The sequence below is a fragment of the Pseudomonas sp. Pseusp9 genome, from assembly GCF_059491265.1.
Map to the genome: position 1 here is coordinate 1,887,299 of NZ_CP168500.1, position 25,237 is coordinate 1,912,535.

Below are 25,237 nucleotides of genomic sequence, written 5' to 3' on the forward strand. Positions count from 1 at the left end.
AGCGCATCTCCTACAAATGAAAAGGCGCGTTGCTGTAGGATTAGTTACCTGAATTTCAAGAGGTGCCCCTATGAGCGAGCCGATTCGCCTGACCCAATACAGCCATGGCGCTGGATGCGGTTGCAAGATTTCCCCCCAGGTGCTGGAAGTGATCCTGGCCGGCAGCGGGGCGCAGAACCTCGACCCGAAACTCTGGGTCGGCAACGCCTCGCGCGACGACGCGGCGGTGTATGCCATCGACGAAGAGCGTGGAGTGGTCTCGACCACGGACTTTTTCATGCCGATCGTCGACGATCCCTTCGATTTCGGTCGAATTGCCGCCACCAATGCCATCAGTGACATCTATGCGATGGGCGGCGATCCGTTGATGGCGATTGCGATTCTCGGCTGGCCGGTGAACGTGCTGGCCCCGGAAATTGCCCGGGAAGTGATTCGCGGCGGCCGTTCGGTGTGTGATGAGGCGGGCATCCCGCTGGCAGGTGGGCACTCCATCGACGCGCCAGAACCGATCTTTGGCCTGGCCGTCACCGGTCTGGTGCAAAAGCGCCACATGAAGCGCAACGACACCGCCACGGCCGGTTGTCTGCTCTATCTCACCAAGCCCCTGGGCATCGGCATCCTTACGACAGCCGAGAAAAAGGGCAAGTTGCGCAATGCCGACATCGGCCTGGCCCGGGACTGGATGTGCACACTGAACAAACCCGGCAGCCGTTTCGGCAAGCTCGACGGCGTAACCGCGATGACCGATGTCACCGGTTTCGGCCTGCTCGGGCACCTGGTGGAAATGGCCGACGGCAGCCAGCTCACGGCGCGTATCGAATATGACCGCGTACCGCGCTTGCCGGGCGTCGAGTATTACCTCGAACAGGGCTGCGTACCGGGCGGCACGTTGCGCAATTTCGACAGCTACGCCAGCAAGCTCGGGCGGCTCCAGGAGCTGCACAAGCGCGTACTCTGCGATCCGCAGACCAGCGGCGGCCTGCTGATTGCCGTAACGCCGCAAGGCAACGAGCAGTTTCTCTCGGTGGCCGCCGAACTGGGCCTGAGCCTGGAGCCGATCGGTGAACTGGTCGAGCGACAGAGCAACGCGGTCGAGGTGTTTTGATGTCTGTCGACTGCACCGATTACCGCGACATCTTCCTCAACGACCGGCCCATGATGGACGCTCGCGCGCCGGTCGAATTCAACAAGGGCGCGTTTCCCGGTGTGATCAACCTGCCGTTGATGAATGACCTTGAACGCCAGCGGGTCGGCACCTGCTACAAGCAGCATGGCCAGCAAGCGGCCATCGTACTGGGGCATCAACTGGTGTCGGGCGCGGTCAAGGCCGAACGTATCCAGGCCTGGGCCGATTTTGCCCGGGCGCATCCCGATGGCCTGCTGTATTGCTTTCGCGGCGGCCTGCGCTCGCAGATTGTCCAGCAATGGCTCAAGGACGAGACAGGCATCGATTACCCACGGGTAGGCGGCGGCTACAAGGCCATGCGTACCTTCCTGCTGGACACTCTCGATCAAGCCGTGACCCAGTGCGATTTCGTCCTGCTGGGCGGCATGACCGGCACGGGCAAGACCGAAGTGCTCAACCAATTGGGCAACAGCGTGGACCTTGAAGGTCATGCCAACCATCGTGGCTCCAGTTTCGGCAAGCGCGCCACGGGCCAGCCATCGAACATCGACTTCGAAAACCGTTTGGCCATAGATCTGCTGAAAAAACGCGCCAGCGGCATCGAGCAGTTCGTATTGGAAGACGAAAGCCGCGCGGTGGGCAGTTGTGCGTTGCCGTTGCCGCTGTACCAGGGCATGCAGCAGTTTCCGATGGTGTGGCTGGAAGACAGTCTGGAAGGTCGGGTCGAGCGGATCCTGCGCGATTACGTGGTGGATCTGTGCGCAGAATTCATCGACGTGCATGGCGAGGAGGGCTTTGCGCTGTTTTCCGAGCGGTTGCTGGCGAGCCTGAACAATGTGCAGAAGCGCCTGGGTGGCGAACGTCATCGGCGCATGCTGGTTTTGATGGAAGAGGCGTTGGCGGAACAGGCCCGCAGTGGCGCGGTGGATCTGCACCGCGGCTGGATCGAAGGGTTGCTGCGCGAGTATTACGATCCGATGTATGCGTTTCAGCGGGAGAAGAAAGACGCGCGGATCGAGTTTGCCGGAGAGCGGGGGGCGGTTCTCGAGTATCTGCGCGAGCGAGTGAATCAACGGAAGTGATGTGGGTTTTACTGGCCCCTTCGCGAGCAGGCTCGCTCCCACACTGGATCTGCGCGGCACACAAATTTTGTGTTCACCGAAGATTTACTGTGGGAGCGAGCCTGCTCGCGAAGGGGCCCTGTCGAGCGATGCATAACCTCAGGTCGGACAGGTTTGCGAGCCATTATCCAGGCCTTGCTTGTACACATGGCTCTGCAAACTGGCCTTGCCGTTGTGCCAGGTCAGGGTGAGCACATACAGCGAGTCATAGTCGCTGGATTCCCAGTCTTCCATGATGGTCATTTTCTTGCCGGTGGCTTCGCCGGCTACCGTGTTGATCAGCTCCGGCAGGTAGCCGTGTGACCAGGCGGTGTAGATGACCGAGTTGTGATACTTGTCGTGAAGCAGTTCTTCGGCCAGGTCACTGGTGTCATTGGCGGAAAAGTTGATGTTCACCGGCAGGCCGAGCTTGATGGCGCTGGGGTTGATGGTCATCAGGGGACGAATGTAACTGTAGGAATTGTCGAACTCGCCTTCCTCGACGTTACGGGTCGGGTTTGCGGCAAACACATAGTCGGCCTTGCCAAACTTTTCCGGCAGCAGCGTCGCCAGGTCGATGGCGCGGTTCAAGCCCTGGCAATTGAGCTGGCCCAGGCCACCGGCGGGTTTTTCCCCGTGGCGCAGGAAGACCAGCGTCTGGGTGCCATCCATCGGCTGGGCGCGACTCAGGCTGGGCTCCAGCGACAGGAATACCCCCCCGACCGCCAGCAAGACGGGCAGGAGCAGGTAGGCGCGATGTCTGAAGCGATTGGCAAGATTGAGCAAATTCATGAATAAAGGGTTCTTCAGCGCAATTCGTTTAAGGCTGACAAACCTTTACACCGCGATGTTCCTGCGTCGGGTGTTTTCCATGTCGTTGAATCCGGCCTGCTCTCAAACGGGCAGTGCTCAGAGTCCTCTGAGCCCGTTTGGTTCGATTCCGATCGAAAGCCCAGCAATGTACCGGTAACCTTAACGGTTTGCAGTGAAGGTTAGCGACAGGATGTTGCTAAATTGTGGAGACGCTACACCTGATGGTGTTGAAACGGTCGTGATCTCTTTTGATCTCTTCTATCAGCGAGATTAATGGCTGCAAGGGATCGCTGAGCCGCTATCTCCATTATGATCGTCACTCTCAATGTCTTCGTGGATCCAGCCCATGACCGATTTGTCCGCATTTCCCATCACCCGCAAATGGCCGGCCCAGTACCCGGAGTGGATTCAGCTGTACTCCTTGCCGACCCCCAACGGCGTCAAGGTCTCGATCATGCTCGAAGAGATCGGCCTGCCGTATGAACCTCACCGGGTAGGCTTCGACACCAACGACCAGATGTCCCCGGAATTTCTTTCCCTCAATCCCAACAACAAGATCCCGGCGATCCTCGACCCCCATGGCCCGGACGACAAGCCACTGGCGCTGTTCGAGTCGGGAGCGATCCTGATCTACCTGGCCGACAAGAGCGGACAACTGCTGGCCCAGGAATCGGCTGCGCGCTACGAAACGATTCAGTGGCTGATGTTCCAGATGGGCGGCATTGGTCCGATGTTCGGCCAACTCGGGTTTTTCAACAAATTCGCCGGCAAGGACTACGAAGACAAGCGTCCCCGCGACCGCTACGTCGAGGAAAGCAAACGCCTGCTCAGTGTGCTCAATGGCCGCCTTGAAGGGCGTGACTGGATCATGGGCGAACGCTACACCATCGCCGACATCGCCACCTTCCCGTGGGTGCGCAACCTGATCGGCTTCTATGAAGCCGGCGATCTGGTGGGCATTCAGAACTTCCCTAACGTCACGCGGGTGCTGGAACGCTTCCTGGCGCGGCCGGCAGTGGTGCGCGGGCTGGAAATCCCGAAACCAATATCGAATTAAGCCTCTTGCCTGTAGGAGCGAGCCTGCTCGCGATGGTCGTTAACGATGACGCGTGTTTACTGACTAAACGCAGCGCCCTTGAGTCCATCGCGAGCACGCTCGCTCCTGCATTTCGTCCTCTGAAATTCAGGAATACCCATGTCCAGTCAGTTCCCCGAAGCACGCCCACGCCGTCTGCGCCGCAATGCGAGCCTGCGCAGCCTGTTCCAGGAGACCGAGTTCAGCCTGAACGATCTGGTGCTGCCGATTTTCGTCGAAGAAGAAATCGACGACTTCGTGCCGATCAAGAGCATGCCCGGCGTGATGCGCATTCCCGAGTCGAAACTGGCCGGCGAGATCGAGCGCTATGCCCGTGCCGGCATCAAGTCGGTGATGACCTTCGGCGTGTCCCATCACCTGGACAGCAGCGGCAGCGACACCTGGCGCGATGACGGCCTGGTCTCGCGCATGTCGCGCATTGCCAAGGATGCGGTGCCGGAAATGATCGTGATGTCCGACACCTGTTTTTGCGAATACACCGACCACGGCCATTGCGGCGTGCTGCACAACCATGAAGTCGACAACGACCAGACCCTGATCAACCTCGGCAGGCAAGCGGTGGCGGCGGCCCGTGCCGGTGCCGATGTGATCGCCCCCTCGGCGGCGATGGACGGGCAGGTCCAGGCGATTCGCCGGGCCCTCGATGACGCCGGTTTTACCCAGACGGCGATCATGGCCTATTCGACCAAATTCGCCTCGGCGCTCTATGGCCCGTTTCGCGAGGCGGGTGGCAGTGCGCTCAAGGGCGACCGTAAAAGCTACCAGATGAACCCGATGAACCGCCGCGAAGCGGTGCGCGAATCGTTGCTCGACGAACAGGAAGGTGCCGATGCGCTCATGGTCAAGCCGGCCGGTGCGTACCTGGACATCATCCGCGACATTCGCGAAGCTTCGCGCCTGCCGCTGTCGGCGTATCAGGTGAGCGGTGAGTACGCGATGATCAAGTTTGCCGCCCAGGCCGGGGCCATCGATGAAGACCGCGTGGTGCGCGAGAGCCTGGGGGCGATCAAGCGTGCCGGGGCCGACCTGATCTTTACCTACTTTGCGATGGATCTGGCGCTGGCCGGGATTTAAGCACTAGCGCATATCCCCCCTGTAGGAGCGAGCTTGCTCGCGATGGTCGTTAACGATGACGCGTGTTTACTGACTAAACGCGGCGCCCTTGAGTCCATCGCGAGCAGGCTCGCTCCTACAGGGGGATGTGCTGTTCTCAGGGCGCGCCAAAAAACGGCCGGATGCCGTGATCATGCAAGTACCGTTCGATCACTTTCGGGTCCGAGCAGGTCTCGGCGATCGCCACGTAGGTATCGGGCCGCAGCAGATAAAACCCGTTGCGCCCCAGTCCCGCCACTTCGAATGCCGGTCGCCAGCCGAACACGTGCAGTGGCAGATGGTGCTCGTGGCACCAGGCAATCATCTCGTCGCTGGTGTCGCCATAGACATGCACCTGCCAGGTCAGGCACCTGAGCGACTCGAAATTGTCCCCCTCACCGTCGTGGGCCCAGGGCAGGCGATCACCGCCATGCACGTGCCCGGCAACGCCTGCGCTCAAGGGCATGCCCCGATAATTCAGGGTGATCTGCGACACCGTGCGAAACAGGAACTCGCGGGAGGTTTCGAACGAAGTTATTTTCGGTAACAAGAGCGGTGCCAGGCGTGTACGCAGCAAATCGGCGATCCGCCCCTCGGCGGTGACGAAGTTGAATACCCGGTCAGTGGTGGCCACCAGTCGGCGGGCGAAGGCGATACGCTCGGCTTCATAGGTGTCGAGCAGACTGGCCTCGGCAGCACCGCCCAACACGGCCGCCAGTTTCCAGGCCAGGTTGATGGCGTCGCCAATCCCGGTGTTCATGCCCTGGCCACCCGCCGGGCTGTGGACGTGGGCAGCATCACCCAATAAAAACGCCCGGCCGTTGCGAAAGTGATCGGCTACCCGGTGATGCACACGGTAGGTCGAGAACCAGTTCAACTGCTCGACCTGCACCTTCATATGCTCGATGGCCCGGCTGCTGACGTCCTCGAAGCGCAGGGTCTCGGCGTGTTCGGCGCGCTCGTCGCGCACCGTGCCGATCAGGCGGGCACGACCACTGTCTCCCAGCGGAAACACGGCGAGGAAGTCCGCCTCGTCAAGATCCACATGCAGTTCGCCGTTGAAGGTCGGGCCGCTGGCCTGCACGTCGGCGACGTAGAAAATCTGCTGGTAGGTGCCGCCGGGAAACCCGGTATCCAGGGTCTTGCGCACAATCGACCGGGCACCGTCGCATCCGGCCAGGTAACAGGCCTGGCAGATTTCCTGTTGGCCATCGGGCAGGTGCAGCGTGGCGGTGATGCCGTCTGCGGTTTGCTCGAAGCCTGTCAGTTCAGTGTTGCGTTCCACCACGATACCGAAGGCTTCCAGGCGCTCGATCAGCAGCCGCTCGTGTTCGTCCTGCGGGTAAATCTCGAGAAAAGCGTAGGGCGTCAGCCCCTCGCCAATCTGGCTCAGCGGCAAGTGCGCCACGGGTTCACCCTTGACCCAGAAGTTGCCGGCCGTCACCCGATGGCCATTTTGCACCACGGCGTCGTCCAGTCCGAGCTGGCGATACAGCTCCAGCGTCCGTGCCTGGACGGCCAGTGCCCGGGACGTGGTGCCGGGGGCGGTGGTTTTGTCGATGATCCGCACGCGCACGCCCAGTTTGCTCAGCCACAACGCCAGGACCAGCCCGGTCGGGCCGGCGCCGATGATCAACACGTCGCTGCGGTGCATGAGCCTGTCCTCTTTGCTACGTGGATCAAGTATGGTCCAGTCGGGGAGGGCGGCAACCATCGGGCTACCGCGGCCGTAGCCGTTGGCATGCCATTGGTCGTATGGTTGCTCCCGACCAACGGATCAGATGGAACGACATGCAAGCCAAACGATTGATTTCAAGCATCGCCGCCTTGCTGGTACTGGCCGGTTGCGGCAGCCAGCGAACCCAGGAGCCAGTGGCGCGCACTCCGGCCGAAGTGAAGGCTGAAATTGTGCGTTTGCTGCCGGCGAAAGCGGCCGATCCCCAGGGTTGGGCCACGGATATCCAGGTCGCGTTTACCGCGCAAGACATCTCGCCGACCACGAAAAACCTCTGCTCGGTGCTGGCCGTGACCGAACAGGAGTCGACCTTTCAGGCCGATCCGAGCGTACCGGGGCTGGGCAAGATCGCTCGCGACGAGATCGACCGTCGCGCCGCCAGGGCACACATTCCAGGCCTGCTGGTGAGCGCTGCGTTGAAGCTCGATTCGCCTAATGGCAAAAGCTACAGCGAGCGCCTGAATGCCGCGCGCAGCGAAAAGGAACTGAGCGCCATTTTCGACGACTTCATCGGCATGGTCCCGATGGGCAAAAAACTGTTCGGTGGCTTCAACCCGGTGCATACCGGCGGGCCGATGCAGGTCGCGATTGATTTTGCCGAGCAGCAGGCCAAGGGCTACCCGTATCCGGTGCAGGGCTCGATTCGCCATGAAGTGTTCACCCGGCGCGGCGGCATGTATTTCGGCATTGCGCATCTGCTTGGCTATCCGGTGAGCTATCCACAGCCGCTGTACCGCTTTGCGGACTTCAACGCGGGTTGGTACGCCAGCCGCAACGCCGCGTTTCAGAATGCAGTGAGCCGGGCTTCCGGTATGCCGTTGGCGCTGGATGGCGATCTGGTGAACTACGGTTCGATCATGCCCGGCACCACGGAACTGGCCGTGCGTAGCCTTGGCAAGCAACTGGACATGCGCAATCCGACGATCCGCGAGCAACTGGAGGAGGGGAAAACCCTGGCGTTCGAAGACAGCAAACTCTATCGGCGGGTTTTCGAGCTGGCGGAACGGTCAGAAGGCCGGCCGCTGCCCCGTGAAGTGTTGCCGGGGATCGTGCTGCAAAGCCCGAAAATCACCCGCAAACTCACCACCGCGTGGTTCGCCAATCGGGTCGATGAGCGTTACCAGCGTTGCATGGCGCGGGCAGGGAAGTGATCGTGGTGTAAAAAAAGCACAAAAAACCCGGCGGGTGAGGCCGGGTTTTCTTTGAGTCCTGCGGTAGAGCCCTGCATTCAGGCAGCGCGGCTTTCGATCAGACGATCCGAACCGCCTTCGGCGACGCGGTTTTGCAGCAGTTTGTCAGAGCCGCCTTCGGCGACGCGGTTTTGCAGCAGTTTGTCAGAGCCGCCTTCGGCGACGCGGTTTTGCAGCAGTTTGTCGGAACCGCCTTCGGCAACGCGGTTCTGCAGCAGTTTGTCGGAACCGCCTTCGGCAACACGTTTTTCCAGCAGGCGATCCGAACCACCTTCAGCCACACGATTCTCGATCAGGCGATCGGAACCACCCTCGGCCACACGGCTTTCAATCAGACGATCCGAGCCGCCTTCAGCGACCACGGGTTGAGCAGAAGTTGCGGCAAAAGCGTTAACTGCGAAAACCGAGAAAGCGATGCTGAGGAGGGTCTGGCGTTTCATGATGGTGTGCTCCGGGGTGCTGATGGGTTGGTATGGAGCAGATGTTACGCCGGGGATTTTTTAAGAGAACTTCATTGAGGTGATGGTGAACATCGACGGCAATGATAGGTGCGATGCCATACCTCTTGTGAGCGTGATGGTGCGATCGTCGGACGGTCGCTGCGTGGCGGGTAGCGGCTTCTACACTGGATAGCTGGCGTGCTCGTCTGCCGGGACGGTTGATGAGGCGCCGCAGAGATCGCGGTGTACAAGGAGACGTTCATGTACCAGCTCTACGGTCATCAGAACTCCGGGGCGGCGGCCATCGAGGCCGCCCTTGAACTCTGTGATATTCCTTATCGCTTCATCGATGTCGAGACGTCTGCAGAGGCAGCCCAGGCGCTGGAGAAACTCAATCCGCTGAAACAGATTCCAACTTTGCAGCTACCCGATGGCGGCGTGCTGACCGAGAGCGCGGCGATCCTGATCCACCTCGGGCTGACCTTCCCCGCATCGCGATTGCTGCCGCAAGACCCGGCCGAGCGGGACCAGGCCATTCGTGGCCTGGCCTACATCGTCAGCAATTGCTATGCGGCCATCGGCATCATTGACTACCCCGAACGCTGGCTGGCCGAAGCGGATGAGTCGTCCAGGCAGAACCTCATGGCGGGAGCCCGCCGGCGCCTGCACTGGAGTTGGGAGGTGTTTGCCGATCAGTTCTCGGGCGAGCTGTATCTGGGCAGCGAGAAGCCAGGGGCCCTGGATGTGCTGGCGGCGGTGATCTCGCGATGGGCGGGCAGTCGGGAGCATTTGCGCAATGCCCGGCCAGGGTTTTTCGCCTGGCTGGAACGCATCGACCGCCACCCGGCACTGGCACCGGTGTTCGCCCGGCATTGGCCAGCCTGAACACCTAAAAAACAAATGTGGGAGCGAGCCTGCTCGCGAATACGTCTGGTCATTCAACATCTACATTGACTGACATACCGCTTTCGCGAGCAGGCTCGCTCCCACAAATGCAATGCAACGTGTCCGGACTTATTCCCCGCGAATGTACTGTTCCAGCTGGCGAATCAATTCAGCCTGTTCGGCAATGGCTTCCTTGACCAGGTCACCGATTGACAGCAGGCCGATCAATTTGCCATTTTCCACCACCGGCAAGTGACGCAGACGCCTATCGGACATGATGCCAAGGCAGGTATCCACGGTTTGATGGGTGTCGACGGTAATCACTGGCGACACCATGATGTCGCGCACCGGCGTGCCCACGGAAGAGCGGCCGTGCAGCACCAGTTTGCGTGCATAGTCCCGTTCGCTGATGATGCCCACCACTTCATCATTGTCCACCACCAGCAAAGCGCCGACGTTTTTCTCGGCCATCTTCATCAGCGCTTCAAGCACCATGTGATCGGGTTTGATCTGGTGCACTTCCTGATTCTTCTGATCTTTGAGCTTGAGCAGTTGGGCGACGGTTTTCATGGTGGTTACTCGGGTGTTGTCGTTGTCCTTGAAGCATCGTAGACGCAAGCGTTCAGGGCAAGGGCGAAAGCGGCAGACAGCACGCAAAAAACGTCATTTGGCGGTTTTTCTTTAGCAAACCCTCATTTCAGGCCCGGCACACCTCCTGTGGGAGCGAGCCTGCTCGCGAAAGCGGACTGGTAGTCGATAAAGATGTTGAATGTTATGACCCCTTCGCGAGCAGGCTCGCTCCCACAGGATCGGCGTGCGTCTGACAGGCCTGCGGTAAACGCGCTATCCCGACCGATGACGGGTAGAATCCCCCTCTGAATCAACGTTGAGGTTTGCAGTGGTGGATCTACAGCAGGGCTTCGTCCTGACCCGGCATTGGCGCGATACCCCGGCCGGTACGGAAGTCGAGTTCTGGCTGGCGACCGACAGCGGTCCCCGGCGCATCCGCCTGCCGCATCAACCGTCGGTGGCGTTCATCCCGGCCGGGCAGCGTCAGCCTGCCGAAAACGTTCTGCATGACGAGAAGAACGTCGAGCTCAGGCCCCTGGCCCTGCTGGATTTCGAACATCGCCCGGTCCTCGGGCTTTACTGCCAGCAACATGGCCAGTTGATCCGCCTGGAAACCGCGCTGCGCCGGGCCGGTGTCGAGGTGTTCGAGGCCGACGTGCGCCCGCCGGAACGCTACATGATGGAACGCTTCATCACCGCGCCGGTGCGCTTCAGTGGCAAAGCGGATGCCGAGGGCCTGCTGCTCGACGCACAGATGAAAGCTGATCCCGGCTACCGGCCGAGCCTCAAGCTGGTGTCACTGGACATCGAGACCACGGCTCAGGGCGAGTTGTATTCCATTGCCCTGGAAGGCTGCGGCGAGCGGCAGGTGTACATGCTCGGCCCGCCCAATGGCGACGATAGCCAGGTGGATTTCCAGCTCGAATACTGCGATTCGCGGACCCTGTTGCTGAAAAAGCTCAACGAATGGTTTGCCCGGTTCGACCCCGACGCGATCATCGGCTGGAACGTCGTGCAGTTCGACTTGCGGGTGCTTCACGAACACGCCCGGCGCCTGGCGGTGCCGTTGAAACTGGGGCGTGGCGGCGAGGAAATGCAGTGGCGCGAACACGGCAGCGGCAATCACTACTTCGCCTCTGCGGCTGGTCGATTGATCATCGACGGTATCGAGGCCCTGCGTTCGGCGACCTGGAGTTTTCCCTCGTTCAGCCTGGAAAACGTCGCGCAAACCTTGCTCGGCGAGGGCAAGTCCATCGACAACCCGTACCAGCGCATGGACGAAATCAATCGCATGTTCGCCGAGGACAAACCGGCGCTGGCCAAATACAACCTCAAGGATTGCGAGCTGGTCACACGGATTTTCGCCAAAACCGAGTTGCTCACCTTCCTGCTGGAACGGGCCAGCGTCACCGGTTTGCCGGCCGATCGCATGGGCGGTTCGGTGGCGGCGTTCACTCACCTGTATATGCCGCTGATGCACCGTCAGGGTTTCGTTGCGCCGAACCTCGGCGGCAAGCCCCCCGAAGCCAGCCCTGGCGGTTTTGTCATGGATTCGCAGCCGGGGCTGTACGAATCGGTGTTGGTGCTCGACTACAAAAGCCTCTATCCGTCGATCATCCGGACCTTCCTGATTGACCCCGTGGGGCTGATCGAGGGACTCAAACACCCGGGCGATAGCGAGTCCGTGCCGGGTTTTCGTGGCGCACGCTTTTCGCGCACCCGGCATTGCCTGCCATCCATCGTCGCCCGGGTGGCCGAGGGTCGGGAAGCCGCCAAGCGCGAACACAACGCACCGCTGTCCCAGGCGCTGAAAATTATCATGAACGCGTTCTACGGCGTGCTCGGCTCCAGCGGCTGTCGCTTCTTCGACACGCGCCTGGCTTCGTCCATCACCTTGCGCGGGCACGAGATCATGCTGCGCACCCGCCAGTTGATCGAGGCCCAGGGGCATGCAGTGATTTACGGCGATACCGATTCGACCTTCGTCTGGCTGCGTCGCGCCCATGGCCAGCAGGAGGCGGCGCAGATCGGCCAGGCGCTGGTGGCGCACGTCAATCAGTGGTGGCGCGAGCATGTGCAGCAGGAATATGGCTTGCAAAGCGTTCTCGAACTGCAGTTCGAAACCCACTACAAACGCTTCCTGATGCCGACCATCCGCGGCGCCGAAGAAGGCAGTAAAAAGCGCTACGCCGGCCTGGTGACCCGTGCCGATGGCAGCGACGAAATGGTCTACAAAGGCCTGGAAACCGTGCGCACCGACTGGTCGCTGCTGGCCCGGCAATTCCAGCAAGAGCTCTATTCGCTGATCTTTCTGCGCAAGCCCTATCGGGAGTATGTGCGGGACTACGTGCGCAAGACCCTGGCCGGTGAGTTCGATGACCGGCTGATCTACCGCAAACGCCTGCGCCGCAGCCTCGACGACTATCAGCGTAACGTGCCGCCCCACGTGCGCGCGGCACGCCTGGCCGACGAGTACAACGACCGGCAGGGTCGCCCGCGGCAATACCAGAACGGCGGCTGGATCAGCTACGTGATCACCGTCGCCGGCCCTGAGCCGCTGGAAGTGCGCAGCGCGCCCATCGATTACGATCACTACATCACCCGGCAACTGCAACCGGTGGCGGACGCGATACTGCCGTTTGTCGACGACGACTTCTCAACCCTGATTGGGGGGCAGCTGGGCCTGTTTTGAATCCAGAAGCGACAAGGTCCAGTCATCCAGGATGCCGTGGAAGTATTGGTTCAAGGCTTGCTGGAAAAGGCTGTCGGCGTCGGCGACCTGGGCAAACAGGGTCATCGAGGAGTGAAACTTCAGGTCGTCGGGATGACCGAAAATCCCGGCCACCGAACGCTCCCGGATGTTCAGCACTTCCTGGGTGCAGGTGCGCAGCCGGGCGCCCAGCAATGGATGTTCGAGGTAGGCCAGGGCTTCCTCCCGCGAGTGGATGGCATAGCGGCGCGACATCTCGCTGCCGCCGAGCCCGGCAAACTGCGGAAAAATGAACCACATCCAGTGACTGCGCTTGTGCCCATTGTTCAGCTCGTTCTGAACCCGGTCGAATACCGGTGCCTGAGCCTGGAGAAAGCGTTGCAGATTGAACGGGTCCAGGCGGTCGGTGCTTCTCATGGCGAAGCTCTCTGACTGCGGTGGTTCAGACCATGGCCAGCCGCTGTTTGCGTTGTGGCGCGTGAAACGCTTGGTCCAGCGCCTCCAGATCCCCGGCTTCAAGCTGCAAATGGGCGGCTTGGGCGTTGAGCTGCACATGCTCGGGGCGGACCGCTTTGGGGATGGCGATCACGTCGTCCTGACGCAGAATCCATGCCAGCGCCACTTGTGCTGGCGTTACGTCGTGTCGGGCGGCCACCTGTTCGAGGGTGGCGTTGGCGAGCATTTTTCCACCCTGGCCGATCGGGCAGTAAGCCATGACTGGCATCCGCTGCTGTTGACTCCAGGGTAACAAGTCAAATTCTATGCCGCGCTGCTCCAGATTGTAGAGCACCTGATTGGTGGCACAGGCTGGGGCGTTCAGTTCCCGCATGTCATCGAGGTCGAAATTGGATACGCCCCAACGACCGATCTTGCCGGCTTCGCGCAGGCGCTCGAAGGCGTCGACAGTTTCTTCCAGGGGATACTGGCCGCGCCAATGCAGCAGATACAGGTCGATATACTCGGTGCCAAGCCTGTTCAGGCTTCGCTCGCACGCTTGGGGAATGCCCTGGCGGCTGGCGTTGTGCGGGTACACCTTGCTGACCAGAAAGACGCTGTCGCGCCGACCGGCGATGGCATCGCGGACCACTTCCTCGGCACCGCCTTCGGCGTACATTTCAGCGGTGTCGATCAGGGTCATGCCCAGTTCGATGCCCAGGCGCAACGCTGCGACTTCTTCCTTGTGCCGAGAACGGTCTTCGCCCATCTGCCAGGTCCCCTGGCCGATAACCGGGACCCTGGCGCCAGCCAACTCAAGCGTGCGCATGCAAACCTCCTTCATGAATGCCGATGGTCAAATCAATGGGCAGCAGAATAGTCCATCGGTTCCCTTGCCGGGCTGTCGCAGGCGGCGATCTTCTTGATCCGCACCTTGCCGGTGATCGATTGCTTTGTGCCGATTCTGCACTTTTTTGAAATGCCCGGCTCTATCCATGGCAGCCTGCGGCGATCCCCGCCGTCGGCCCATGCCCAAGTTCAAGAACCCATGGCTCGAGTTTCACCCGCGATCAGCACAAAAATCCGCCGTCGTTGCCTGCTGCTGGCAGGTCTGTCGATGTTCTTCGTCACCGGTTGCAGCCAACAGCAGGGCGGCGCCATCCTTACCCAGATGCGCGAAGGCAAACCCCAGGAGTTCCTGCAAACCAGTGTCGACCGCATGGCCACCCTGACCATGCGCGACAACCTCGACAGCCTTTACCTGCTCATGGGCAAGCTCTACCTGCGCAACCCCGATGAGCTGAAAAAGTCGGGTTTCCTCGATGCCCGTACGGCCGGCAAGCAAGTGCGCATGGCTATTGAACTGCAACAGCCGTTACCGACCCTGGGCGGCAAAAAGGACCTGGCAGCCCTGCGTTTTGCCATGAGCCCTGCGTTTCTCGGCGATCGGGTCGGGGCGTTCATCTATGCCATCGGCAGCATGCTGGTGACCGCCCATGGCAATCGCCTGGAGTTCTACATGACGGATACGATCAACCCGGTATTCGTCAGCAATGCCGCACGCAATATCGAGATTGCCACCTGGATCCTCAGCCAGCGACAAGACAAAGAGGGCCAACCCTTGCTGTTCTCCAACGAGATCTCGGAGGAGGGCAGCAACCTGAGCTTTGCCGTCGAGTTCGGCAAGATCGTCGCCCGGCTGGACCTGCTGACCCGGATGCTCGATGAACGCTACCGACGCATCGGCCTCAACTATGCCCAGAGCCTGCTGTTCCTGAATTTCCTCCCTGTACAGTGAGCACGAAACATATTCCTTGTGGGAATTGAATTCAGGGCATAAAGATAGATCGCATCGATATAACTGGTTATAAGAAATATCGCTATGCTGCGGGCCAGATTTCCCCTGCGATCTTTGTGGAAGTATTCATGGATTTAGTGAACATCGGGTTGGTCGTCGCCGGGCTGGTCGTCGGCTTCATCGTCGGCATGACGGGCGTGGGTGGCGGGTCGCTCATGACGCCGATCCTGCTATGGTTCGGCATCAATCCGGCGACCGCGGTCGGTACCGATCTGCTGTACGCCGCCATCACCAAATCCAGCGGTGTACTGGTTCACCGAAAGAACAACAACATCGACTGGGCGATCACCGGCTGGCTGACCTTGGGCAGCGTGCCGGCGGTGGCATTGACGCTGTGGTTTCTCAGCACCCTGCACAGCGCCCCCGAGGCGATGAACGCGATCATCAAGCAGGCCCTCGGTTTCGTGTTGTTCGCCACGGCTCTGGCGATCCTGTTCAAAAAGCGCCTGCTCGACTTCGCCCACAAGCGTGCGGGTGGCAACTACAACCCCAGCGGATTGCGCCTGAATGCGATGACGGTCGTCACCGGCCTGGTCCTTGGCACCATGGTCGCGCTGACGTCCATCGGCGCCGGTGCACTGGGCACCGTGGCGTTGTTCATTCTCTACCCGATGCTACCGACCCGCCGCCTGGTGGGGACTGAAATTGCCCACGCCGTGCCGCTGACCCTGGTCGCGGGCCTTGGCCATGCCAGCATGGGCAACATGGATTGGCACGTCCTGGGTTACTTGCTGGTGGGCTCGTTGCCGGGGATTTACCTGGGCAGCCACTTGACCGGGCGTATCTCCGACGAACTGCTGCGCCCCTGCCTGGCGACCATGCTGTTGTTGATCGGTTACAAACTGGCGTTCTGATTCCATCCGCCACGCCAGCTTCATTCGCGGGTGAATATTTCCAGCAGATGCCCGTCCGGGTCATCGAAATACACCCGCCGTCCTCCCGCGTAATCATTGATCTCCCTCAAGCGCTGCTTGCCCGGGTCGGCCCACCACGGCTGACCGTTGGCTTGCAGGCGTGCGAAGGCCGCATCGAAATCCTCGTCGCCGATCAGGAATGCGTAGTGCTGGGATGCTATCGGTGGGTCGTTGTCGTAGAAATCCAGTGACACGCCGTTGTCGAATTTGACGATCAGCATGGGCCCGAAGGGCTGCGGGGCGGGCAGGCCAAGGAGGCCGGCCAGGAAATTCGCCGAAACCTGCTTGTCCCGGCACCAGACGATGGTGTGGTTCAACTGGGCACTCATGCGCAAGTCCTCACGATGGATCGGTCGGGTTGTCATGAGTCTTCAGATTAGCTCAGCCTGTTGCGCTATGACCGCCCTGACCTAAGCTTGGGACAAGGCGAAAAACATTTGCGGTACGTCACCCGGAACAATCGCCGCGATGCGCAATCATTAGAGCGTGGATATCAAAAAGGAGATGCGCATGCTCATCAGGTCACTGACCCTGGCTGCTTTGCTGGCGATTGCCGGCCCCTTGTTCGCCACTGATGGCGACTCACCGCTGGACATGGACAAGGGCAGGTCCCGGCCACTGATTGTCATCGCTCCGAGCACTGTTGATCCGGCCTGGGTCAGCCTGAAAAAGTCGCTGGATGAGCCGGCCAATCGCAAGGGATTCACCGACCGCAACATGGTGCTCTACACCGTGCTCAACCTGATGGGCCAGCGCGACGGCAAGGACCTCGGGCCACAAGACACGGCGGCGCTGATCCGCTCGCTCAAGCTGGGTGCCGGCGCCAGGACCAAGGTGATCCTGGTCGGCAAGGACGGCGAAAAGAAACTCGAGCAATCGGACGCCATCAAGCTGGACGAGATTTTCAGCGCCGTCGATCAACTGCCGGCGGCCGAGAAAGAATTTACGGCGACCGTGGCCGCACCTGTCGCTGAAGCCGAGCCGGCAGTCAAAGGCACCAAGGCCGGGAAAAACAGCAAACCGGCAAAACCCGCCAAACCGCCTGAAATGCCGGATGATTGATCCAGCGCCGGCCCGCTTTCGGCGAGGTCATGAACCCTGTGGGATCGCTGCACCGTCGATCCCACATCGATTCATTGCACCAACCGGTTTACCAGCTGTAGCGATAACCCACGGTGGCCGCCCAGGGCTGTTCGATATCACTGCCCTTGGTGTAACCGGCCTCGACAAAAAGGTCGTGCTGCTGCGCCATCGACACCCTCATCCCACCACCGATTTCGGCCCTTGAACCTGGCAGGCGGCTGTCGAGTTTCACGCCGTTGACCTTCACACGACCATCGCCTGCATGCTCGGTAATCCACGCTGCTTTGGCATAGGGTCTTATCGCAATGCCGTTATCCAGTTGCACATCACGACCGAACAAGCCGCCGGCACGACTTTGCAGCGATTTTATCGAATCCTGTTCAACGTCCAGTCCGTTGCTCGCCGTATAGCGGCCACCGCTGACACGGGCCATTTGCAGCCCCGCCTGGGGCTCGACAAACCAGCCCTGGCCGAGTCCGATGGACTGGCCGATTTGAACATCGGCGCTCACTGCGTGGGTCTTGAAATGCGCCTTGACCGGCTCACCCAGGTTGCTGGTGATGTCGATGTCGTTGTCCAGTCGGCTGTATTTCAACGCGCCATCGAGGTACAGCCCGCCGTGATCCAGATAGCTGGCATAGGCACCGACACTGAGGCTGTCGATCTTGCCTTTGCTGGCCTCACCGAAATCCTGGCGTCCCTGGCCCTGGCCGAACAGACCGCCGACGTACAGTGTTCCGTCGGCGAGCGGCAGCGCCTTGTCGGCACCGATTTCCATACCGTTGACCTGCTGCTGGAACGCGCGACTGGCGCCAGTGTCCAGGCGTTGTTCGACGCCATAGCCATGGGTCCAGAGACCGCCCTTGTCCTTGCCCGAACGCAGATCGTCGAAATGGCCGGTGGTGGCGTGCATCTGGGCGCTGATCAGGGCCGTAGCGGCCATCTGGCTGGCGACGGCGGCGTTGGCGCCTTTACTCAAGACCTCGGACTGCGGCAGGCGGGGAGGCTGGACGGGGCTGACAGGCTCAGCAGGGTCCACAGGAAAAACCGGTTCTACCGGCGGCTGCACGGATGGTTCTACAGGCGGCGTTACCGGCGGCTGCACGGGTGGTTCTACAGGCGGCGTTACCGGCGGCTGCACGGGTGGTTCTACAGGCGGCGTTACCGGCGGCTGCACGGGTGGTTCTACAGGTGGCGTTACCGGCGGCTGTACGGGCGGCTCTACAGGCGGCTCTACAGGCGGGGTGACGGGGTCGATCACGGCCAGATTGGCCAGGTACCAATCATTGCCCTGCTGCTGTAACTGGTAACGATAGGCGCCGACATCAATGGTCTGGCCAAAGAGCTTGAAACCGCCACTGCCGCCACTGCCGTTGACCAGCATCAACGGCTGTTGCGGGCCCGCAGGTGAGCGACCCGAATCGGCAACCACCAACGTCGGGGTGTCGCTGACCGGTCCCAGTACCTCGATCAAGTCGCCTTGCAAGGCGGCCAGGTCGGTATTCATCAGGAATGAGCCATTTCCCGTTAGCGGACCCTTGATCGTCAGGGTATGGAAGCCGTTGATCGCGGGATCGGCGAACCGGACCTGTCCGTCGACATGGTTTGACCCGCCGAGAATCGCATCGCCCTTTATTTGCAGGACGCCGCCGCTGTTGAGGTTCGTATCGCTGGCGTCGGCGCCAGCGCCCAGGACCATCAGCCCGCCCTGGTTGATGGTGGAGAAGTGCACATGGGTGCCCGCGACGCTTTCCATCATCCCGCCCTGATTGACGATGGTGTCGATGGCTGACGCGGATTCGTTTACCGACAGGACGCCGCCGCTGTTGACCGTCGTGAGTTGGGCAACTCCCCGTTGATAGACATTCAGTTCGCTGTGGTTGACCGAGGTGTTTTCGGCCTTGCCGTCCATGGACACGAACATGGCGCCACCGTTGAGCCGGGTATCGCTGATCACCGCGTTGTGCACCACATCGATAAACCCGTCATTGAGCGTCGTGCGCAGGGCCGTGGCCGAATCCAGCAGGACCATCTGGCCACCATTTAAAACGCTGTCCTGGGCCGAGCCGGTATCGTTGACCATCAGCCAACCCTGCTGCGTTTCATTGCCATTGACCGTGGTGCCGATCGATTGGCCCCAATCCCAGATAGCGAAATTGCCATGGTTGACCGTGCTGTCCCTGAGCACACCGCCGGTGCCGATGTTCAATGTGTTGCCATTGTCGATCAGCACATTGGTCAGCGGTGAGGTCTGGCAGACGATTGCATCGCAACTGGCGGCATTCGCCAGACCTGAGGTGGTCCCCAATAACAGCAAGGCACCCGAGACCGAAACCCGAGAAAATCGCACACCCAAAGCAAACATAATGATCCGCCGACAACAGGGAGAAGAGGCGGCGAATTCTGCGCAGGCGCGAGGGTGGGGTAACGCTGGAGAATCCCAAGTTTTTGTAGGAATGGTCCTACAGGTTATCGCTGTCGATGACGCGCTGGATGTGCGCCTGCAATCGCTTCATCTGCTGGGCGAAGGCCTCGAACAAACGATGCACTTCCTGTCGTGTGGTCGTTGCCTCGCAGCCTGATTCCAGGCATTCGCAGGCCCCGATCAATGGCGTTGCCTGAATGATCCGCGCGCTGCCGAGGATTTTGTGGCATCGGCGGCCCATGGCGCTGAATTCGCCTGCGTGAAACAGGCCCTGCATGGCGTCGTAATCTTCCTGGTTGGTGCGCAGCACGGTCGTCAACAACTGGCGGGTCATGACCGCGTCGCCAGCGGTTATGTCGGTGACCCTGGACAGGTCGAAGCACGGCGTGCACGCCTGGTGTGTCCGTTCGGCCTCGTGCAGGTAACGTTCCAGCGCACTGCGGGTGAGTGGCTTGAACAGGCAGGCGTTCATGCCGGCATCGAGGCAACGCTGGATTTCCTCTGGCTGGGCATTGGCGGTCAGCCCCACCACATGGGTTGGTAAGCGACCTTCGGCCGCTTCAATGGCGCGCAACTGGCGGGTCATCCTGTCGCCGTTGAGCAGCGGCATGCTGCAGTCGGTGATCAGGTAATCGAACGTGCCCTGGCGCCACAGATTGAAGCCTTCCAGGCCGTTCTCGGCGCAGGTGACACGCATCCCCAGGGATTCGAGCTGGCGTTGCAATACCACGCGATTGAACTCGTGATCCTCGACAATCAGCACGTTGCGCAGCGGAAGTGGCGGCAATGACTCATTATCGATGGGCGATGGCGCGCTGCCTTCACTGACTGGCGCCACCTGCAGTGTCAGCGTAAAGCATGAGCCTTGGCCGGGGGTGCTGATGCAGTCCAGCCGGCCACCCATCAGCCTGGTCAGTTGTTGGCAGATGGCCAGGCCGAGACCGGTGCCGGTCTGCAATTCGGAGTCCTGAGCGGCAAACTGGGTGTAAGGCCGGAACAGGCGCTGGCGTTGTTGTTCGTCCATACCGATACCGGTGTCTTGCACCACCAGGCGCAGATCGGCGGGTGGTGTACCGCTGTCAAGGCTCAGCTCGACGGTCACCGTACCCTGTGTTGTGAACTTGATGGCATTGCTCACCAGATTGGACAGGATTTGCCGAAAGCGCAGTGCGTCGAGTTGCACCGCGTGGCCAGGGCCATGGCTGACAAACTCCAGAACGAGGTTTTTCTGTTGGGCGAGGCTGGCGAAACTCTGCAACACCGTGCGCGCCAGGTGATGCGGGTAGCTACTGGTGTTGCGTAACTCAAATTGCCCCGACTCGATCTTCGACAGGTCGAGAATCTCGCCAATCAATTCCATCATGCCGTCGGCGGATTTCTGCGCGATGTCGATCAGTTCGGCGTCGGTGTCTCGTTCGTGCTGATGCTCGCGCAGCAGTTCGAGTACTCCCACCAGCGCACTCATGGGCGTGCGGATTTCGTGGCTCATGACCGCCAGGAAATGGCTTTTGCCGCGATTGGCCGCCTCGGCCTGTTTCCTGGCCTGGATCAGCGCCTGTTGCAGGTGGTGTTGTTCGGTCAGGTCGATCCAGCCGCCAATGACGCCGGTCATGGTGCCATTGGAGTCACGGTATGGCAGCGCCCAGTGGTAGACGTGGTGCGTCTGGCCTTTGACCGTCATGGTGAAGTTGTCGAAGGACGGTTCCCCGCTCTCCAGGGTCGCACGGTGAATCCGCTTGTAACTGTGGGCGTCGTCCAGGGGCAGGATGTTGGCTTCAATCAAGCCTTTGTTCAGTACCCGATCCAGCTCGACCTGCATCGTTTGCAGGTAGGCACGATTGCAGGTGAGCAACAAGCCTTTGCGGTCGCGGACGTAGATCGGGTGAGGCGTGCCATCCACCAGTACCTTCATGAACTCCAACTGGTCGTTCAAGGCTTTTTGCGCCTTGAGCCGTTCGGCGATTTGCCGGCGAAGCCCGAAGTTCCAGGCAAGCACCACCAGCAGTACCAGGACCATTCCCAGTACCGCCCGAAAGAACCAGTTTTTGTAGCCGCTCCAGGCACCGTGGCTTTCCTGTGGGTTCTGCCAGCGATTGGCCAGGCCACTCAGCTCATCGGGCGAGATGTCGAGCAGCGCCTTGTCGAGGATCGATGCCAGTTCGGTGTTCTGTTTGCCGCTGGCAAAGGCAATCAGCGCCGGTTGCGCGCCAAGCACCGAATCGATTTGCAGCTGGCCGCGGAAAAACCGGTCGATCAGATAGCCGGCGCCAAGTTGCGGCTGAATGACGCCTTCGACCTGACCTTCGGCCAGCAACTCGTACGTCTCGATCGGGGTATCGACCTGTACCACCTTGATGTCGGGCCATTCGCGCTCCAGCCAGTTGGCTGCTGCGGAATCCTTGATGATCGCCACCGACTGACCCTTGAGCCGGGCCAGGCCTTCGTGTTCGGGCTGCACTCGGGTGACCAGTACGAACGGGTTGATCATGTAGGGCCGGGAGAACGCCAGCCGCTCTTCGCGCCGGTCGCTGTAGGTCAGTGCAGCGATCAGGGCGGGTGGGTCGCGTTCGCTGCGGCGGATCATGGCTTCCACCGAAGACACCTTGCGCGGGCGGAACACCAGGCCGGTGCGGTCGTTGATCATTTCCAGCAAATCGGCCGCCATGCCACGCATCTGGTCTTGCGAATCAAACAGGCTGAAGGGTGAATACAGGTCGTTGGCCAGCACTTCGATCTGCGGATGATCCTTGATCCATTGCTGCTCGGTGTCGGTCAGTTGCAAGCGGTTGTAGCCAAGTCCCGGGTTGGCGCCGATTCCCCAGCGACGGGCGATGACTAAGCGTTCCTGGGGCGAAAGGGTGGCCAGTGCACTGTTGAGCAGGGTCAGTAGCTGACGGTTCTGGCGCTGCATGGCAAAACTGAATCCCAGGCCTTCGGAATCACGCTGGATGGTCTGTTTCAGGCTCTGTTGGTAACTGCGCTCCAGCAGGTACTGTGCGGAAATCGCGTCGGTGAGCAGCACGAGGCCATCGCCATAGGCCACCCTGCCGAGGCCGTGCTGGGTCGATTCGACGGTTTGCACAGGGTGGTCGGGAAACAGCGAGATCACCCGATCCCGTTGAATCCAGTCCGGATCGAACAGCACCGTGGTACCCGATGGCAGTTCATTGTTCATCCAGTGCGTGCCGAAGCGGCTGATCAACACGGCCTGGTCGTAGGCGTAGGGCGCACTCAGGCGCAGGTCGCTGTGCTCCGCTTCCAGGTGATTGATCCCCGGCACCAGATCGATTTCGCCCCGTTGCAGCGCACTCAACGCATCAGACTGACGGGCATAGCGCTCCACCCGCACGCGTACGCCCAGGGCTCGCGCCAGCAAGTCGAGATAGTCGGCCGAAAGACCTTCGTAATCCTTTTGGTTGGCCGTGATGTCCAGTGGTGGACGGTCAGGCAGATAAACCCCGGCGCGCAATTCACCCTTGTTTTTCAACCACTGGCGCTGCTCGGTATTGAGCGAGAGGTTCATGTCGCTTGTGGTCGCACGGCTGAGCAGCACCAAGGGATCGGCGCAGACGGACAGGGCCACCAGTAACAAGCCGAGCACTGCCGACAACCGCCAGACCAGTCGATTCATGGGTCAGGCCAGGTCGTTGCGTCTGGCGAACTCGATCAGCTCAAGCAAATTGCTGGCGTTGAGCTTTTGCATCAGGCGGGTCTTGTAGGTGCTGATCGTTTTGTTGCTCAACAACATATCGTCGGCGATCTGCTTGTTGCTCTGGCCCTGGGCCAGGCCGTGCAACACCTTGAGCTCGCGTCGGGTAATGCCGCTTAGCAGTTGCGCATCGTTGCGGGCGAAATCGCTGTGGCGCACCGAATTGAGCGTACCGACCGGAAACCAGGACTTGCCACTGGCTACCGCCTTGAGCGCAGTCACGATTTCCACCGGGTCATCGACCTTCGATAAAAAGCCGGATGCGCCTGCCCGCATGCATTGCGCGGCGTACGCCTGGCCTTTGAGCCCCGTGTGGACCAGGACATGAGCCGGGCTGCCGCCGATGCGCAGGCGATCGATCACCGCCATGCCGTCGATCTGCGGGATATCCAGGTCAAGCACTATGGCATCGGGTTTGAGCTCGAACGCCTTGCTTAACGCGTCCACACCGTTGTCGCACTCGCCGACAATGACATGGCCTTCACGGGTCAGAATCATCCCGATCGCCATGCGCACGACAGCGTGGTCATCGACCAACAGCACTTTCATGGATCAATCCTCATGTCCTGTTTCAGCATAGTCCTGCCGTCCAAAAGGGTCCGGCAGACCTGATGCATGGCCTGGAGCAACAAAAAAGAGGCGCGAATCCTACTTGGTTTGTGTGGCTATGCAAGGCGGGGTGACAGAGTGGTGCCGGCTGACAAGGCGTGTCAGCGGGATAAGTCGGGGGTAGGAGGCTCTGGAATTTCACTGGATGCGTCTATTGACGTCGCAACGAAGGGCGACCTCAAGAGGTCGCCCTTTTTTCGCCATTACGGATCAGGCGTTATGGGGAGAGGGCGCTCAATATCCGATGCGCGATCTTCACCCGCTCGGCATTGGGATAATTCTTGTTGGCCAGAATCACAATGCCGATGTCCTGCGATGGCACGAACGCCACGTAAGCCCCGAACCCGCCGGTTGAACCTGTCTTGTTGATCAGTACGTTCTCCGGTTGCGATTGCGGCGGATTCAGCCACTGGACGGTATGCGCCTCCATGGCCATCGGCGTGGAGTTGCCGTCCAGCAAATGATCCAGTGTGATCGGGTAGTGATACATCTCCCAACCGAGGCCCTGGGTCATGTTGTCTACGGTGTAGTAACCGCTGTGAGTCAAGGCGATGGCTTGCTGCAACGGCTTTTCCAGAGATGCCGGTTTCATGTTTGCGTCGACATAGGCCAGCAAGTCCGCGGCGCTGGTTTTGATCCCGTACGCCTCGGAATCCAGCGCACCCGGACTGACCCGCACGGGCTTGCCGTCCTTGTTGTAGCCCTGGGCGTACAGCGCCATCTGATCCTGTGGCACATGCACATAGGTGTGCTTGAGGCCCAGTTTCGGCAGCAGGGTCTTCTCCATCAGCTCATCAAATGGCTGGCCCATGCTGTGTGCGGCGAGGTAGCCGAACAGGCCGAGGCTGGGGTTCGAATACAGTCGGTGACTGCCGGGGGCGTAGAGCGGTTTCCATTGTTTGTAGTAGCCGAGCATCTTGCCGGCCGAATCGTATTCAGTAGGGAATTGCAGCGGCAAGCCACCAGCGCTGTAGGTGCCCAGTTGCAGCACGCTGATGTGGTCGAACGCACTGCCGCGCAGGGCCGGCAGGATCTGGCTGGCCTTGTCCGACAGCGACAGCTTGCCCGTGGCCTGGGCGTAAGCGGCAAGGGTGGCGGTGAAGGTTTTGCTGACGGAGCCGATCTCGAACAGGGTGTCACGCGTGACGGGCTTGCCGGTTTCTTTCGAGGCGACGCCATAGTTGAAGTAACGCGCCCGGCCGTTGATGGTGACTGCCACGGCCATGCCCTGAATACCCTGGGCTTGCATCACCGGTTGTACAGCGTCGTTCACCACTGTCTCGATTTGATCCTGTGCAAAGCACTGGCCCGAGGCGAGCAGCGCCATGCAAGCCGCGATCGTTTTAAGCCTGTCCATGTTGAATGTATCCGTCGTTGATTCAGTTGCACGCCATTTTAGGGGGTTAAGCGCTCTACTCCGAGCGCTTTTTAAACCGGCCGCCAACAG

21 protein-coding genes are annotated in these 25,237 nt (G+C 60.6%); 10 read left to right on the top strand and 11 right to left on the bottom strand.

Translation table 11 applies throughout. The features are described 5' to 3' along the window. Positions 1–70 precede the first annotated feature (70 nt). Both selD and mnmH read left to right on the top strand, forming a co-directional pair. Positions 71–1,105 (top strand): selenide, water dikinase SelD, encoded by a 1,035-nt coding sequence (gene selD / locus ACEN8E_RS08585; protein WP_495592230.1) that lies wholly within the window; start codon positions 71–73, stop codon positions 1,103–1,105. Further along, positions 1,105–2,208: a tRNA 2-selenouridine(34) synthase MnmH gene (mnmH, locus tag ACEN8E_RS08590; protein ID WP_495592231.1), complete on the top strand. Its 1,104-nt coding sequence runs from the start codon at positions 1,105–1,107 to the stop codon at positions 2,206–2,208. The genes selD and mnmH overlap by 1 nt, the downstream gene beginning before the upstream one ends. 138 nt (positions 2,209–2,346) lie before the next feature. Here the strand turns inward: mnmH and ACEN8E_RS08595 are convergent, their stop codons facing one another. Then, positions 2,347–3,018: a histidine phosphatase family protein gene (locus ACEN8E_RS08595; RefSeq protein ID WP_495592232.1), complete on the bottom strand. Its 672-nt coding sequence runs from the start codon at positions 3,016–3,018 to the stop codon at positions 2,347–2,349. 367 nt (positions 3,019–3,385) lie between these two features. Here ACEN8E_RS08595 and ACEN8E_RS08600 point away from each other — a divergent pair, with 367 nt between their 5' ends. Both ACEN8E_RS08600 and hemB read left to right on the top strand, forming a co-directional pair. Then, on the top strand, positions 3,386–4,096 hold the full coding sequence (locus tag ACEN8E_RS08600) for a glutathione S-transferase family protein (protein WP_495592233.1): 711 nt from the start codon (positions 3,386–3,388) through the stop codon (positions 4,094–4,096). 138 nt (positions 4,097–4,234) lie between these two features. Beyond that, positions 4,235–5,209: a porphobilinogen synthase gene (hemB, locus tag ACEN8E_RS08605; protein ID WP_008021700.1), complete on the top strand. Its 975-nt coding sequence runs from the start codon at positions 4,235–4,237 to the stop codon at positions 5,207–5,209. A gap of 136 nt (positions 5,210–5,345) precedes the next feature. On the opposite strand, the gene ACEN8E_RS08610 is transcribed toward hemB, so the two are convergent. Continuing rightward, positions 5,346–6,881, bottom strand: a complete 1,536-nt coding sequence (locus ACEN8E_RS08610) for an FAD-dependent oxidoreductase (protein ID WP_495592234.1) — start codon at positions 6,879–6,881, stop codon at positions 5,346–5,348. A gap of 137 nt (positions 6,882–7,018) precedes the next feature. Here ACEN8E_RS08610 and ACEN8E_RS08615 point away from each other — a divergent pair, with 137 nt between their 5' ends. Then, a complete protein-coding gene (locus ACEN8E_RS08615) occupies positions 7,019–8,113 on the top strand; it encodes a DUF1615 domain-containing protein (protein WP_495592235.1) in 1,095 nt (364 codons plus the stop codon). A gap of 77 nt (positions 8,114–8,190) precedes the next feature. Here ACEN8E_RS08615 and ACEN8E_RS08620 read toward each other — a convergent pair whose 3' ends face one another. After that, the gene (locus ACEN8E_RS08620; protein ID WP_495592236.1) at positions 8,191–8,592 is read right to left on the bottom strand and encodes a hypothetical protein; all 402 of its coding nucleotides are present in this window, start codon (positions 8,590–8,592) and stop codon (positions 8,191–8,193) included. A 261-nt stretch (positions 8,593–8,853) separates the two neighbouring features. Here ACEN8E_RS08620 and ACEN8E_RS08625 point away from each other — a divergent pair, with 261 nt between their 5' ends. Further along, positions 8,854–9,477, top strand: a complete 624-nt coding sequence (locus ACEN8E_RS08625; protein WP_495592237.1) for a glutathione S-transferase — start codon at positions 8,854–8,856, stop codon at positions 9,475–9,477. A gap of 129 nt (positions 9,478–9,606) precedes the next feature. Here the strand turns inward: ACEN8E_RS08625 and ACEN8E_RS08630 are convergent, their stop codons facing one another. Next, a complete protein-coding gene (locus tag ACEN8E_RS08630; RefSeq protein ID WP_495592238.1) occupies positions 9,607–10,047 on the bottom strand; it encodes a CBS domain-containing protein in 441 nt (146 codons plus the stop codon). A 331-nt stretch (positions 10,048–10,378) separates the two neighbouring features. On the opposite strand from ACEN8E_RS08630, the gene ACEN8E_RS08635 reads away from it, so the two are divergent. After that, positions 10,379–12,739 (top strand): DNA polymerase II, encoded by a 2,361-nt coding sequence (locus ACEN8E_RS08635; protein ID WP_495592239.1) that lies wholly within the window; start codon positions 10,379–10,381, stop codon positions 12,737–12,739. Here the strand turns inward: ACEN8E_RS08635 and ACEN8E_RS08640 are convergent. Both ACEN8E_RS08640 and ACEN8E_RS08645 read right to left on the bottom strand, forming a co-directional pair. After that, entirely contained in the window at positions 12,704–13,174 is a 471-nt protein-coding gene (locus ACEN8E_RS08640; protein WP_495592240.1) for a DUF1810 domain-containing protein, read from the bottom strand. The two genes, ACEN8E_RS08635 and ACEN8E_RS08640, sit on opposite strands and share 36 nt — an antisense overlap. Positions 13,175–13,199: 25 nt before the next feature. Then, positions 13,200–14,021 (bottom strand): aldo/keto reductase, encoded by an 822-nt coding sequence (locus tag ACEN8E_RS08645; RefSeq protein ID WP_495592241.1) that lies wholly within the window; start codon positions 14,019–14,021, stop codon positions 13,200–13,202. A 219-nt stretch (positions 14,022–14,240) separates the two neighbouring features. Here ACEN8E_RS08645 and ACEN8E_RS08650 point away from each other — a divergent pair, with 219 nt between their 5' ends. Both ACEN8E_RS08650 and ACEN8E_RS08655 read left to right on the top strand, forming a co-directional pair. Next, positions 14,241–14,990, top strand: a complete 750-nt coding sequence (locus tag ACEN8E_RS08650) for a hypothetical protein (RefSeq protein ID WP_495593291.1) — start codon at positions 14,241–14,243, stop codon at positions 14,988–14,990. A 128-nt stretch (positions 14,991–15,118) separates the two neighbouring features. Beyond that, entirely contained in the window at positions 15,119–15,904 is a 786-nt protein-coding gene (locus ACEN8E_RS08655; protein WP_495592242.1) for a sulfite exporter TauE/SafE family protein, read from the top strand. Between the two features lie 20 nt (positions 15,905–15,924). Here the strand turns inward: ACEN8E_RS08655 and ACEN8E_RS08660 are convergent, their stop codons facing one another. After that, complete coding sequence (locus tag ACEN8E_RS08660; protein WP_495592243.1) at positions 15,925–16,293, bottom strand: VOC family protein; 369 nt, start codon at positions 16,291–16,293, stop codon at positions 15,925–15,927. Positions 16,294–16,474: 181 nt separating this feature from the next. On the opposite strand from ACEN8E_RS08660, the gene ACEN8E_RS08665 reads away from it, so the two are divergent. After that, the gene (locus ACEN8E_RS08665) at positions 16,475–17,026 is read left to right on the top strand and encodes a DUF4174 domain-containing protein (RefSeq protein WP_495592244.1); all 552 of its coding nucleotides are present in this window, start codon (positions 16,475–16,477) and stop codon (positions 17,024–17,026) included. 88 nt (positions 17,027–17,114) lie between these two features. Here ACEN8E_RS08665 and ACEN8E_RS08670 read toward each other — a convergent pair whose 3' ends face one another. From ACEN8E_RS08670 to ampC, 4 genes are all read right to left on the bottom strand, one after another. Then, complete coding sequence (locus ACEN8E_RS08670) at positions 17,115–19,412, bottom strand: autotransporter outer membrane beta-barrel domain-containing protein (protein WP_495592245.1); 2,298 nt, start codon at positions 19,410–19,412, stop codon at positions 17,115–17,117. Between the two features lie 97 nt (positions 19,413–19,509). After that, positions 19,510–23,103: an ATP-binding protein gene (locus ACEN8E_RS08675; protein WP_495592246.1), complete on the bottom strand. Its 3,594-nt coding sequence runs from the start codon at positions 23,101–23,103 to the stop codon at positions 19,510–19,512. A gap of 3 nt (positions 23,104–23,106) precedes the next feature. Then, positions 23,107–23,730 (bottom strand): response regulator, encoded by a 624-nt coding sequence (locus tag ACEN8E_RS08680; protein ID WP_495592247.1) that lies wholly within the window; start codon positions 23,728–23,730, stop codon positions 23,107–23,109. A 277-nt stretch (positions 23,731–24,007) separates the two neighbouring features. After that, complete coding sequence (ampC, locus tag ACEN8E_RS08685; protein WP_495593292.1) at positions 24,008–25,117, bottom strand: class C beta-lactamase; 1,110 nt, start codon at positions 25,115–25,117, stop codon at positions 24,008–24,010. Positions 25,118–25,237: the final 120 nt, after the last annotated feature.